The organism is Kocuria sp. KSNUG, assembly GCF_049532735.1.
Classification (GTDB): Bacteria; Actinomycetota; Actinomycetes; order Actinomycetales; family Micrococcaceae; genus Kocuria; species Kocuria rhizophila.
The window spans coordinates 749,481-762,416 of the sequence record NZ_CP150981.1 but is presented as its reverse complement, the minus strand read 5'-3'; the positions used below and the strand labels follow the sequence as shown (position 1 = coordinate 762,416).

General features: G+C 73.1%; 9 protein-coding genes. 8 read left to right on the top strand and 1 reads right to left on the bottom strand.

All coding sequences use genetic code 11. The annotated features are described in order from the left end of the window. Positions 1–74: 74 nt before the first annotated feature. The 4 genes from purU (at position 75) to lysX (ending at position 6,333) form a co-directional block, all read left to right on the top strand. Complete coding sequence (gene purU / locus AABM36_RS03340; protein WP_199717490.1) at positions 75–965, top strand: formyltetrahydrofolate deformylase; 891 nt, start codon at positions 75–77, stop codon at positions 963–965. 218 nt (positions 966–1,183) lie between these two features. Continuing rightward, positions 1,184–1,807: a GntR family transcriptional regulator gene (locus tag AABM36_RS03335; RefSeq protein WP_121241858.1), complete on the top strand. Its 624-nt coding sequence runs from the start codon at positions 1,184–1,186 to the stop codon at positions 1,805–1,807. Positions 1,808–2,034: 227 nt separating this feature from the next. Further along, the gene (locus AABM36_RS03330) at positions 2,035–2,904 is read left to right on the top strand and encodes an alpha/beta fold hydrolase (RefSeq protein WP_423447370.1); all 870 of its coding nucleotides are present in this window, start codon (positions 2,035–2,037) and stop codon (positions 2,902–2,904) included. A gap of 129 nt (positions 2,905–3,033) precedes the next feature. Beyond that, the gene (gene lysX, locus AABM36_RS03325; protein WP_121241754.1) at positions 3,034–6,333 is read left to right on the top strand and encodes a bifunctional lysylphosphatidylglycerol synthetase/lysine--tRNA ligase LysX; all 3,300 of its coding nucleotides are present in this window, start codon (positions 3,034–3,036) and stop codon (positions 6,331–6,333) included. 135 nt (positions 6,334–6,468) lie between these two features. Here lysX and AABM36_RS03320 read toward each other — a convergent pair whose 3' ends face one another. Further along, positions 6,469–7,770: an acyltransferase family protein gene (locus AABM36_RS03320; RefSeq protein ID WP_121241752.1), complete on the bottom strand. Its 1,302-nt coding sequence runs from the start codon at positions 7,768–7,770 to the stop codon at positions 6,469–6,471. Positions 7,771–8,067: 297 nt separating this feature from the next. Between AABM36_RS03320 and AABM36_RS03315 the strand changes: the two genes are divergently transcribed. The 4 genes from AABM36_RS03315 (at position 8,068) to AABM36_RS03300 (ending at position 12,932) form a co-directional block, all read left to right on the top strand. Next, positions 8,068–9,564: a sensor histidine kinase gene (locus AABM36_RS03315; RefSeq protein WP_423447367.1), complete on the top strand. Its 1,497-nt coding sequence runs from the start codon at positions 8,068–8,070 to the stop codon at positions 9,562–9,564. Position 9,565: 1 nt separating this feature from the next. Further along, positions 9,566–10,222: a response regulator transcription factor gene (locus tag AABM36_RS03310; RefSeq protein ID WP_121241750.1), complete on the top strand. Its 657-nt coding sequence runs from the start codon at positions 9,566–9,568 to the stop codon at positions 10,220–10,222. An 8-nt stretch (positions 10,223–10,230) separates the two neighbouring features. After that, a complete protein-coding gene (locus tag AABM36_RS03305) occupies positions 10,231–11,421 on the top strand; it encodes a DUF4097 family beta strand repeat-containing protein (protein ID WP_121241748.1) in 1,191 nt (396 codons plus the stop codon). Between the two features lie 290 nt (positions 11,422–11,711). Further along, positions 11,712–12,932 carry an MFS transporter gene (locus AABM36_RS03300; RefSeq protein ID WP_121241746.1) on the top strand — a complete coding sequence of 407 codons (1,221 nt, stop codon included), beginning with the start codon at positions 11,712–11,714 and terminating at the stop codon, positions 12,930–12,932. Positions 12,933–12,936: the final 4 nt, after the last annotated feature.

Here is a 12,936-nt window from a genome sequence, read left to right as displayed (position 1 = left end):
GGGCGGCGGCCCCACCAGACCCGTTCCGAACGACCTACCGACCACGAGGAGAACCCGTGAGCATCCCGCAGCCCATGACGTCCGGAGCGGTTCCCACCGGTGGGTCCAGCCCCACCGAGCTGGTGCTGACCCTCGACTGCGCCGAGCAGCCGGGGATCGTGCACGCCGTGAGCGGTGTGCTCCTGGAGCACGGCGCCAACATCGTGGAGCTGACCCAGTACGACGACCGCCGCCTGGGGCACTTCTTCATGCGCGTGCACGTGGCTCCCACGGGTGGCACGGCGCTGGACGAGCACCGCCTGCGGGAGGACCTCACCCCGGTGGCCGAGCGGTTCGGGATGCGCTGGGAGCTCCACGAGCACCGGTCCAGGCGCCGCGTGCTGGTGATGGTCTCCAAGTTCGAGCACTGCCTCAGCGACCTGCTCTTCCGCGCCCGCACCGGGGAGCTGCCGGTGGAGATCGTGGCCGTGGTCTCCAACCACCTGGACCACCAGCGCCTGGTGGAGTGGCACGGGATCCCGTTCTTCCACGTGCCCGTCACCAAGGACACCAAGCCGGAGGCGGAGGCGCGGCTGCTGGAGCTCGTGGACCGCTTCGAGGTGGACCTGGTGGTGCTCGCCCGGTACATGCAGGTGCTCAGCGACTCCCTGGCCACCCGGATGGAGGGCCGGGTGATCAACATCCACCACTCGTTCCTGCCGTCCTTCAAGGGTGCCAAGCCGTACCACCAGGCCTACGCCCGCGGGGTCAAGACCGTGGGCGCCACCGCCCACTACGTCAACGCGGAGCTGGACGAGGGGCCGATCATCGCCCAGCAGGTGGTGGAGGTGAACCACGCCTACGGGCCGGAGGACCTGGTGGCGGCGGGCCGGGACACCGAGTGCAAGGCGCTCTCGGACGCCGTCCGCTGGCACTGCGAGGGAAGGGTGATCCTGCACGAGGGCAAGACGGTGGTGCTCCGGTGAGCGGGGACGCCACAGCGCCCACCGCGTTCCCCGCCGGGCCCGCGACCGCGGCAACGACCTCCACCACGCCCTCGCTGGAGCCCTCCGCCGCGGCCGCCGCGCAGGCCCCCGCGGCCGGCACGAACCCAGACCCTGGCCGGAACCCCGGCCCTGGTGCGAATCCCCGCACCGGGGGGAGCCCCGTCAGCGGCAGCAGCACCGGTTCCGGCCACCCGTCCCTGGCCGAGCAGGCCTTCCAGAAGCTGCAGGACCGGCTGATCTTCCTGGACATCGCCCCGGGTCTGCCGCTCAACGAGGCCCGCCTGTCCATCGAGCTGGACCTGGGCCGCACACCGCTGCGCGAGGCCATCAAACGTCTGGAGTCCGAGCACCTGGTGGTCACCTACCCTCGGCGCGGGACGTTCGCCACCCCCGTGGACATCACCGCGCTGACCGAGATCTCGCAGGTCCGCGAGGCGCTCGAACCGCTGGCCGCACGCACCGCCGCGCAGCGCCACGGTGGCCGGGCACACGATCGCCTGGCCACGCTCATGGCCGAGCTCTCCGCCCTCTCGGACGAGCAGCTGCAGCAGGACAACGCCCTGCGCTGGGACCTCAGTGTGCACCGGGCGGTCTACGAGGCCTCGGGCAACGCCCACCTGCGGGACACGCTGGAGCGCTACAGCAACCTGGCCACGCGCATCTGGTGCGTGGCCGCGGACCGCGTCCCCGGGCTGCGCGGTCACATCGACGTCCACACCACGCTGCTGCGCGCAGTGCTCGAGGGCGAGGCGGACACCGCCGCGGACGTCATGCTCCACCACGTGCAGGACTTCGAGGAGCAGATCCGGCAGGTGCTGTGAGTCCCCGCCCCCGCATTCCCCACTCCGCTGCGCGCCCCGCTGCTGACCGCTCTGCCGCGGTGAGCCCCGTGGCCAGCGGCCGCGACAGTGCCGCCGCTCACCGTCCCGCTGCTCGCCCCGCCGACAGTCACCCCGCGGCCGGCCACCTCGACGACGCCGCCCCGGCGCCTCCCGCTCAGCCCTCAGCTCCCCTGCGTCCGCCCGGGACGGAAGGCGAGGAGCACATCGTGCACCTGGACTCCGAGCGGTTCACGTGCGTCCGCACGGACGGCCCGGACACCGGCAGCCCCCTGGTGCTGGTGACCGGGATCGGCTTCGACCTCACCTCGTGGCCGGAGCAGTTCGTGACAGGACTGTGCGAGCACGGTCACCGCGTGATCCGCATCGACAACCGGGACGTCGGACGGTCCTTCCGCGCCCCCTCGGCCTCCCCCACCGCCCGGCAGCTGCTGCGGGGGACCCTGCCCGCGGGGCAGTACACCGTGGAGGACATGGCCCGGGACGTCGCCGACACGCTGGGTGCGCTGAACGTGGAGTGCGCGGACGTCCTGGGGTTCTCCCTGGGCGGGATGATCGCCCAGACGCTGGCGGCCCACCACCCCCGGCGGGTGCGGCGGCTGGTCTCCCTGTGCTCCACCACGGGCGCGCCGTCGGTGGGAACGGTCGCCGCGTCCACGGCCGCCATGCTGGCCCTTCCCGGCGCACGCACCCGGGGTGCGTTCATCGCCTCGCGGCTCGTGATGGCCCGCCACCTCGCGGGCACCGGCTTCCCCGTGGACCGAGCGCACGAGCGGCGGCTCGCGGCGGCCCACTGGGACCGCAGCCTGGACCCGCGTCACGAGGCCGCGGCGATGCGTCGTCAGATCGGCGCCATCCGCGCGTCCGGTGACCGCACGGAGGCGCTGGGCCGGATCACCGCCCCCACGCTGGTGGTCCACGGGGACCGCGACAGGATCGTGCGCCCGGACGGCGGCCCCGCCACCGCAGAGGCCATCTCCGGTGCCCGCTTCCTCACCATCCCCGGCATGGGCCACCAGGTGCATCCCCTGGTGGTGCCCCGGCTGCTGCCCCCGGTGCTCGAGCACCTGGTGCCGTGACGACCGCCGCCTCCTCCAGTCATGGCGACCGCGGGTCGTGATGCTCCGGTCCGTGGTACCAATGAGACCGGTCAACGATTCGAGCACCCCGCCCCGGCCTACCAGCGCCGGAGACAGAAAGCGACACGCATGCACACGACCCACCGCCGCCTGCCGCGTCTGGCCAGCACTCTGGTGTTCCTGGCCGCGCTGTGGTCCCTCGTCTCCATCCCGTTCCCGCGGGGCGAGTGGCTCTACATCGTGGACGACGTCTTCACCGCGCTCGGCGTTCCGGCCGGCCCCAACCTGTTCCTGGCCCTGAGCCTGTTCATCGTGGGGGCCGCGCTGCGACGTGGACTGCGGATCGCGTGGGTGGTCGCCCTCGGTGTACTGGCGGTGGAGATGCTCATCTATGTCCTGCTGGGCATCGCCCTGACCGTGGAGTCGTTCGAACCCGAGTTCGAGGTCCTGGACGGACTCCTGCTCGGCGCGGGGGTCCTCATCACGGCGGCGTGGATCGTCGCGTTCATCGTGCGCCGGGAGGACTTTCCCGCCCGCACGCGCCGCGGTGCCCTCCGGCAGGCGCTGCTGACCCTTCTGGGAGGGCTGCTGCTGGTCACCGCCCTGGTGTTCACCGTCTCCTGGCTGGTCCCCACCCACCTGCACGGCATCGAGCACCTGTGGTTCTCGTTCCGCAGCGTCACGGGTCTGTCCCTGCCCCGCAGCATCTCGGACGGGTCTCCGGGCCCGCACTGGCTGGCCACGCTGGGCGGAATCCTGGGCGCTGCCGTGCTCTTCTTCGCCGTGTGGCGCTTCACGCAGTCCGCCCAGCGGGCCGAGGTCATGAACCCGGAGGAGGAGCTGCACGTGCGTCGGCTCCTCGCCACGAACGGCGGCCAGGACTCGCTGGGGTACTTCGCGACCCGCCGGGACAAGTCCGTGATCTTCTCCGCGGACGGGCGCGCGGCCGTGTCCTACCGCGTCATCGGCACCGTCTGCCTGGCCTCCGGTGACCCGCTGGGCCACCCGGACGCGTGGCAGGACGCGATTGCCGCGTGGCTGCGGGAGGGCCGCGAGCACGCCTGGCGGATGGGAGTGCTGTCCGCGTCCGAGACCGGTGCCGAGGCGTACGTGAAGGCCGGTCTGCGAGCCCGCCCGCTCGGCGACGAGGCCGTTCTGGACACCGACACGTTCACGCTCGAGGGCCGCTCGATGCGACCGGTCAAGCGCGCCGTCGCCCGTGTGCGCGAGGCCGGCTGCACCGTCACCGTGCAGCGCCACAGCCAGCTGGACGCCGCCACCATGCAGCAGCTGGTGGAGCTCTCCGAGCAGTGGCGCGGCGACGAGGCGGACCGCGGGTTCTCCATGGCCCTGAACCGGCTGGCCGACCGCGCGGACGGCCGCAGCGTGGCCGTGCTGGTGCGGGACGCCGAGGGGCGCATCGTGGCCCTGCAGTCCTTCGTCCCGTGGGGCACGCGTGGGCTGTCCCTGGACCTGATGCGCCGCTCCCCCGAGGCCCCCAACGGCGTGAACGAGGCCATGGTGGCCACTCTCGCCGAGGAGGGCGGTGACCTGGGCGTGCGCGAGGTCTCCCTCAACTTCGCGATGTTCCGCTCCGTGTTCACCGGCGCGGACAAGGTGGGTGCCGGCGTGGGCGTGCGCCTCGCGGACCGGGTGCTCACGTGGGGCAACCGTTTCTGGCAGCTCGAGTCCCTGTACGAGGCCAACGCCAAGTACCTGCCCCGCTGGGACGCCCGCTTCGTCTGCTACGACTCCGCCGCGAACCTGCCGCACATCGGGATCGCGGCCGGCCGCGCGGAGGGCTTCCTGCCGGGCCGCTCACCGCGACCGGGGCACGACGGCGAGGCGCTCGTCGCGGGGCCCGGTGGCACTCCCGCGCGGCTCTCGGACCTCTGCCTCGAGCAGGACCGCGAGCTGCTCACCCCGCCCCGCCCGGTGCGCCACCTCACGGAGCAGCAGCGGGTCCGCCACGACAAGCTGGACGTGCTGCGCGCGGCGGGCATGGAGCCCTACCCCGTGGGCGTGCCCTACACGATGTCCCTGGAGCGGGCGCGGCAGATCATCGAGGAGGGTGCGGAGGCCACGGTCACCGAACCCGTCTCGCTGGGAGGGCGGGTGCGCGAGCTGCGCGACTTCGGCGGCGTCGTCTTCGCCGTGATCGAGGAGCACGACGTGCGGCTGCAGGTGGTCCTGGAGGACTCCGCCGTGAGCCCCGAGCTGCTGTCGCTGTGGCGGCGCGCGGTGGATGCGGGCGACCACGTGTCCATCACCGGAACCCTGGGCCGCAGCCGCCGCGGGGAGCCGTCCCTGCTGGCGACCTCCTGGACCATGGCGTCCAAGTCCCTGCGGCCCGTGCCGAGCGACCACACCGGGTTCACCAACCCCGAGGCCCGCGTGCGGCAGCGCTACCTGGACCTGATCGTGAACAAGGAGTCCTCGCGGCTGCTGCGGGCACGCTCACGGGGAATCGCCGCCATGCGCCAGTCCTTCATGCAGCGCGGCTACATGGAGGTGGAGACCCCCATGCTGCAGGCGGTGCACGGTGGTGCGAGTGCCCGCCCGTTCCGCACCCACATCAACGCGTACAACGCGGACCTGTACCTGCGAATCGCCCCGGAGCTGTACCTCAAGCACCTGTGCGTGGGTGGCATGGACAAGATCTTCGAACTCAACCGCAACTTCCGCAACGAGGGCGCGGACGCCACCCACAACCCCGAGTTCACCTCCGTGGAGGCGTACGCCGCGCACGGCGACTACAACACCATGCGGGAGCTCACCCGGGAGCTCATCATCGAGGTGGCCACCGCCATCCACGGCGAGCCCGTGGCGGTGCGCCCGGACGGCCACGGCGGGGAAGAGCGGATCCGCCTGGACCACGAGTGGCCCGTGATCCCGGTGCACCAGGCCGTCTCCGAGGCCACCGGCACGCTGCTCACCTCCGCCACCCCGGTGGAGGAGGTGCGCGCCGTCGCGGACGCCCACGGCGTGCACTGGAGCGAGGAGATGACCTCCGGTGAGGTGGTGCTGGAGCTCTACGACGAGCTGGTGGAGGGTCAGACCACCCTGCCGGTGTTCTACACGGACTTCCCGCTGGAGACCTCACCGCTGACGCGCACGCACCGCACGGACCCGAGGCTCTCGGAGCGCTGGGACCTGGTGGCGTTCGGCGCGGAGATCGGCACGGCGTACTCGGAGCTCGTGGACCCGGTGGACCAGCGCAACCGTCTGACGGAGCAGTCCTACAAGGCCGCCGCGGGTGACCCCGAGGCCATGGAGGTGGACGAGAACTTCCTCACCGCCCTGGAGTACGCCATGCCGCCCACGGGCGGACTGGGCATCGGCGTGGACCGGATGATCATGATGCTCACGGGCACCAACATCCGTGCCACGCTGGCGTTCCCGTTCACCCGCCCGAACGAGCAGCGCTGACGCGTCCGACCCCCGCGTGACCGGCCGCCGTCCACGGAGCACCCCGTGGGCGGCGGCCGTTTCTCGGCCCGGGAGCGCTCCCGCAGCACGCCCTGTGGGCGTCCAGCACCGTCTCCCCGAGCGGATGGCACCGGTTCAGGAGTGGGCCGAGCTGCCCCGGGCCACCCGCCCGCTGCGCAGCAGCACCACGGCCACCAGGGAACCCACCGCCCCGGCCACCGTGAGGGGCACGGTCAGCAGCGTGACGATCTCCCACAGCGGCGGCACCACCGCGCACGCCACCCCCACGGCCACCGCCGCGCAGGACAGGGCGAGGGGGTGGGACCCCCACGGGGCGGTCGACGCCGTCTCGACCCGCCGCAGCGCGGTGGCCACGGCGAGGACCACGGCCCAGCACAGCACCGCCAGCGGGATCCGCAGCCACCACCAGCCGGCCGAGCCGGGGGCGGGGTCGTACCCGCCCGCGAGGAACCACGCGGCCATCACGGCCACGACCAGCGGCAGGTGCCACAGGTAGATGGTCAGGGCGCGGGTGCCCACCACGTGGGCCACCACCTGCGCGGGCCGCCACCGCATGAGCCTGCGCAGCGCCGGGGAGAAGACCTCCAGCAGGCACGCCTGCGCCACCCCGAGCAGCACCATGCACACCGTGGGCGGGTTGAGGTTGGTGAGCATGTCCGGGGCGTAGGCACCGGAGGCCGCGCACACCCCGAGCAGCAGGTAGGCCCCCGCCGCGAGCGCCACGAGAGTCACCCGGGAGCGGGCCGCGAACCCCCCGTCCGCGCGGAAGAACCCGAGCTGCTGCACGAGCGGCCACACGAACACCATGTTGAGCAGCCCCCACCACTGCTGCCCGGTGGCCATGCGGATCAGGTCCACGGCCACGGTGCCCGAGAGCAGGAACCAGCACCACACCCACCCCATCTGTTCATGCATACGCATCAACAAGGGCGTGAAGGCCTGGCAGATCAGATAGGCGGCCAGGAACCACAGCGCCATCCCCATCCCGGACAGCGCGAACGTCACCAGCTCGCTCGGCACGCCCGCCGCGAGCGCCACTCCGGCCGCGAGCGCCAGCGCGCACCACAGCACGGCGGCCGGCTGCACGAGCCGCAGGGTGCGCTCCCGCACGTACTCCCCCGCGGCCATGCCCCGCGCACGACGACGCCGCCACGCCCCTGCCGTGGCCGCCCCACCCACCACGAAGAACAGCGGCATGACCTGCAGGAGCCACGTGGCCCACCAGTACCAGGGCTGCTGCATGGGCACGAGCACCGAGCGGATCTCCCCGGAGGCCGGGTCCCGGGTGATGGTGACCATGAGGATGTGCAGGCACACCACGGTGATCACGCACCCCACACGAGCGGCGTCCACGGCGGGATCGCGGTCAGTGGCCTGGGAGGCGGACGCGGGCTGGGCGCGAACGTCGTGGCTCATGCTCGTCACTCTAGGATGCGTCCGCCCGCGATCCGGGGCGGGACGCGCTGCCGTGGAGCCCGCAGCCTCGCACCGGGCGGCGGGTGGGACGCGCTGCTGAGAGCACGGGGCCGCGCCGCGCGCCGCGTGCGGGGCGGGGCCGCTCCGGCAGGGGCCGTCGCGTCTGTACGAGGACCCACGGGGTGGGCCGACGTGCGACGAGTTGCGCCGGAGTGCGCCGGGGTGGGGAAAACCCCACCCGGACCCGGTGGTCAGCTCTGGCGCGCGGGGCGGCGTGGTGTCCGTAGCGTGGAGGCCATGAGTACACGAGCCCCGGAACCCACGCCACCGTGGGACACCACCGAACACCTCCCCGCCGACTCCGAGCACACCCGCCCCCTGCCCCCGGCTGAGCAGACCCTCGCGGCCACAGGCGCTCCGGGCGCGGGCACCGCTGAGCACCCGGGCGACACTGCGGACCGCAGCCGCCCCACCGTGAACGCTCCCGTCCGGGAGTGGCGCGCGTTCTCCCCCAAGACCCTGTTCTTCGGGGGCCTGGACCTCGTGGTGGACTCGATGCTCAACAGCGCGCTGCTCTCCCTGATCTTCTTCCTGCTGACGGTCGGCGTGCTGACCATCCCGCTGCTGGGTGTGGGCGTGCTGGTCCTGGCCGCCACGGTCTACGTGCTGGTGGCCGCGGTGTGGCTGGAGCGGCGGCGTTCCGCCTCCTCGTTCGGGCTGGACATCCGCGATCCCCGCCGCCGGCGCAGCCCGCGCACGGACTGGGTGCGAGTCCCCCACCAGGTGTGGCTGGACGTCAGTGACGGCTCCCTGTGGCTCGGGCTGCTCCACCTGGTGCTCACGTGCGCCCTGGGCTGGGTGGCGCTGCTGCCCTTCGTCACGGTGGGTGCGGGCGTCGCCCTGGCCACTGCTCCCCTGTACGCCCCGGCGGACTCCGTGGTGCGCCAGCTGATGGCCGCCGCGGGGAACCTTCCCGAGTGGGCGCTCGTGCTGCTGGCCGTGGCCGCGGTGCTGCTGAGCATCCTGGTGGGTGTGCTGGCCACGGTGGCCCACCGCGCGCTGTCCGCCGCGCTGCTGCGCCAGAGCGAGGCCGTGCGGCTGCGCCGTGAGGCCGCCGAGTCCCGCCGCCAGGCGGAGCACGAGTCCGCCGCCAAGGAGTCCGCCGTGCGCGGCGCGGAGACCGAGCGCTCGCGCATCGAACGGGACCTGCACGACGGAGTCCAGCCGCAGCTGGTCTCGGTGGCCATGAACCTCTCGATGGCCAAGTCCCGGATCGACACCGATCCCGCGGCCGCCAAGGAACTCGTGGCCGAGGCCCACGGCACCACCAAGGCCGCGATCACCGAGCTGCGCCGCCTGGCCCGCGGGTTCCACCCCGCCGTCCTGGAGGACCGGGGGCTCGACGCCGCCGTGTCCGCCGTGGCCGCGCAGGCCCCGTTCCCCGTGGACGTCTCCGTCACGGCCCCGCGCCTGGACCCCCGCACGGAGGCCGCGATCTACTTCGCGGTGTCCGAGAGCCTCACCAACGCGATCAAGCACTCCGGGGCGCGCTCCGCTGACGTTGCCGTGTCCGTCCAGGACGGCCCCGTGCCCGGCAGCCCCGTGGTGGTGGCCGGCGTGCGCGACTTCGGCCGCGGCGGCGCCCGGGTGGTCCCCGGCGGAGGACTCTCCGGGATCCAGGACCGCATCCGTTCCGCGGGCGGCCGGTTCTTCGTGACCTCGCCCGTGGGCGGGCCCACCGAGGTGGTCGTGGAGCTGCCGCTCACCGCCCCCACCACCGGAGAGGAGAACTGAGATGCGCATCGTAATCGCCGAGGACGCCGTCCTGCTGCGCGCGGGGCTCGTGCGTTTGCTCACGGACGCCGGGCACCAGGTGGTGGCCGAGACGGACACCGCAGAGGGCCTCGTGAAGGCCGTGGCGGAGCACCGCCCGGACTTCGCCCTGGTGGACGTGCGGCTGCCGCCCTCGTTCAGCGACGAGGGCATCCGTGCCGCCGTGCTGATCCGCTCCGCCCACCCGGAGGTGGCCGTGCTGGTGCTGTCCCAGTACGTGGAGGAGCGCTACGCGTCCGAGCTGATCGCGTCCCGCCGCGAGGGCCTGGGCTACCTGCTCAAGGACCGCGTGGCAGACGTGGAGCAGTTCCTCGAGTCCGTACAGACCGTGGGTTCCGGCGGCACCGTGCTGGACCCGGAGGTGCTCACCCAGATCCTGGTGCGCTCGCGGCGCCGCGAGGACATGGAGCTGCTGTCCCCGCGCGAGCGCGAGGTGCTGGGCCTCATGGCGCAGGGGCTGTCCAACGCCTCGATCGCCGCGAACCTCTACCTCACCGAGTCGGCCGTGGAGAAGCACATCGGCTCGATCTTCGCCAAGTTGGGCGTCATCTCCGAGACCGGCAACCGCAGGGTCCTGGCCGTTCTCAAGTACCTCGGCTACTCGGACCACTCTCTCTAGGACACGTCATGAGCACACAGTTTCCCGATCCCTCATCCTCCCCCACGACGCCGCCCGCGGGCCTGTCCGGGGACGGCCGCCCGCCGCACGACCTCCGCGGGGACCGACCGCACGACCGCCCCGTGGGCCGCGGCGAGCGCCGCGCGTGGAACACGGCCACCACGGTGATCGGCGGTGTGACCGCGCTCGGGCTGCTGCTGGCCGGGGCGGGCACCGCCGCGGCGGTCGCGCTGACCCAGGAGCGCGACGGCTCCTGGACCGCGTCCTCCGATATCACCGAGATCCGCATCGACACCCGCGGGGCCGCTGTGAACGTCACCACGAGCCCCACCGTGGAGCACGTGGAGGTGCAGTGGCACGAGACCGGATGGTCCCTGCCCGATCAGCAGATCACCCCCACGGTGGAGAACGGCGTGCTGAGCCTGGACGCCGCGCAGCAGGAGCAGTCCGCGTGGGCCACCGGTCCCCAGCAGATCTCGGTGGTCGTTCCGCAGGACGCCCCCGCCACCTCCCTGGACATCTCCAGCACCGCCGGCGCGGTGAACGTGCGGGGCACCTACCAGGACGTCTCCGCTTCCTCCGAGATGGGCTCGGTCACGGCCACGGACGTCAAGGCCTCCGTGCTGAACGCCCGGGCGACCACCGGGCAGGTGGTGCTGAACGGGGTGAGTGTGAAGAACCGCCTGGACGCCCACGTGACGCTCGGCATGGCCCTCGTCGAGGCCCAGGGCCCCGCCCCGCAGCGCACCTCCGTCACCGCGACCACCGGCGCGTACGGGGTGGACATGCCCGGCGCGGACTACTGGTACCCGCAGGACAGCCAGCACGACGTCGCCGACCCCCGCCATCCGCGCACGACCACCCCCGGTGGCCCCGCGGACGGCAGCGAGGCGTGGGACTCCGCCGATGCCTGGAGCTCGGACGAGGGCCTGCAGAGCGCCACCCAGGGCGGGGCGCCGAGCACCGAGTACGACGCGGACGCCGTGTGCGGCTCCGCCCCCAAGGGCAGGCCCTGCCTCTTCCTGAAGGGGACGCCGGTGGACGTGCGGGATGCCGGGACCGTGGACGCGTGGGACGGCGACTGGCAGGAGCCCACGGACGGCTCCGCTGGGACGCCGAGCGCCTTCAGTTCCCCGCGCTCCTCGAACTCCCCGGCCTCGAGCCCCACGGTCTCCACCGCCCCGGGCCGCGACGAGTAGGTCTCCCGTCCGGCGCGTACGGGCTCCGGACGGGCGCCCCGCGGCACCGCTGACCAGGCGGGCCGCGGGGCCTTTCCCTGCCCCGGGCAGGAGGGGCGTGGTCGTGGACGGGAGCGCCGAACGTGGCGGCCAGGACGGCGTGCGGCGGGAACCTCCGCGCTCGGAGCGGGTGGCGGGGCACGGCGGGACGGTGCGCAGCGGCGTCGTCCCGCGGCTCCCGGACGGGCCGGGAGGCGACCCCGGGTGACACCGGATGACGCGCCAGGCGGTGCGCCCCGTAGCCTGGTCGGGTGACTTCCTCCGACCCCGCGGCCATGGACCGCGCGCGCATCCACCGCGCCCGGCTGGCCGTGTCCCTGCTGTTCCTCACGAACGGCGCGATCTTCTCCAACCTGCTCCCGCGGCTGCCCGAGTTCAAGGACATGTTCGAGCTGTCCAACGCGGCGTACGGGCTGGCGGTGATCGCGTTCCCGATCGGCGGTGTGGTGGCCGGGCCGCTGCCCGCGCCCGTCCTGCGCCGGTTCGGCACCGCCCGGACCGCGGCCGTGGGCTCGGTGCTCCTGGCCGCGGCCGTGTTCGTGGCCGGCTCCGTCCCGGTGCTCGCCGTGTTCGGGGCGGGACTGTTCGTCGCCGGGGTGCTGGACGCCGTGGTGGACACCGCCCAGAACGCCCAGGGGCTGCGGGTCCAGCGCCTGGCCGGGACGTCGATGATCAACTCGATGCACGCGCTGTGGAGCGTGGGTGCCGTGATCGGCGGGCTCATGGGCACCGCGGCCGCCGCGCTGCACGTCCCCCTGGCCTGGCACTTCCTCGTCAGCGGGGTGGTCTTCGCCGCCGTGGCCGTGCTGGCCATGCGGTGGGCCGTGCCGGACGACCACGAGGCCCACGCCGCCGCCCAGGCCGAGAACGTCCCCCTGGACACCGCCGGGCTCCCGCGCCTGCCCCGGGGCAGGCGCGCCGCCCTGCTGGGTCTGCTGCCCATCGCGGTGATCGCGATGTCCGGGGTGCTCGTGGAGGACGTGGGCTCCAACTGGTCCGCGGTGTACCTCCGGGACGTCCTGGAGGCCCCCGTGGGCCTGGTGGGGCTCGGCTACGTGAGCCTCGTGGGCGCGCAGTTCGTGGGCCGGATCGTGGGGGACCGTCTGATCGACGCGCTCGGCGCCGTGCTCGTGACCCGCATCGGAGGCGTCCTGATCTTCGTGGGCCTGGGAGCCGTGGCCCTCGCACCCGCCCCGTGGGTGGCCCTGGTGGGCTTCGCGCTCGCCGGTTTCGGCTGCGCCACCATGGTCCCCAACGCCTACGCGGCCGCGGACCACGCCCCGGGCCTCAAACCCGGCACGGGGCTCACACTGGTCAGCTGGTGCATGCGCATCGTGTTCGTGCTCTCCCCGCCGCTCGTGGGCGTGCTCGCGGACGCCGTGGGGTTGCGCACCGCGCTGCTCATCTTCCCCGTGATGGGTGTCCTCGCGTTCCTCTTCGCCGGGGCGCTGCGGGAGCGCCGCCGCTCCTGAACGC

Coding starts and splice junctions, on each gene's coding strand:
- purU (WP_199717490.1), top strand. CDS start 75: ATGACGTCCGGAGCGGTTCCCACCGGTGGGTCCAGCCCCACCGAGCTG.
- lysX (WP_121241754.1), top strand. CDS start 3,034: ATGCACACGACCCACCGCCGCCTGCCGCGTCTGGCCAGCACTCTGGTG.
- AABM36_RS03320 (WP_121241752.1), bottom strand. CDS start 7,770: ATGAGCCACGACGTTCGCGCCCAGCCCGCGTCCGCCTCCCAGGCCACT.
- AABM36_RS03315 (WP_423447367.1), top strand. CDS start 8,068: ATGAGTACACGAGCCCCGGAACCCACGCCACCGTGGGACACCACCGAA.
- AABM36_RS03310 (WP_121241750.1), top strand. CDS start 9,566: ATGCGCATCGTAATCGCCGAGGACGCCGTCCTGCTGCGCGCGGGGCTC.
- AABM36_RS03305 (WP_121241748.1), top strand. CDS start 10,231: ATGAGCACACAGTTTCCCGATCCCTCATCCTCCCCCACGACGCCGCCC.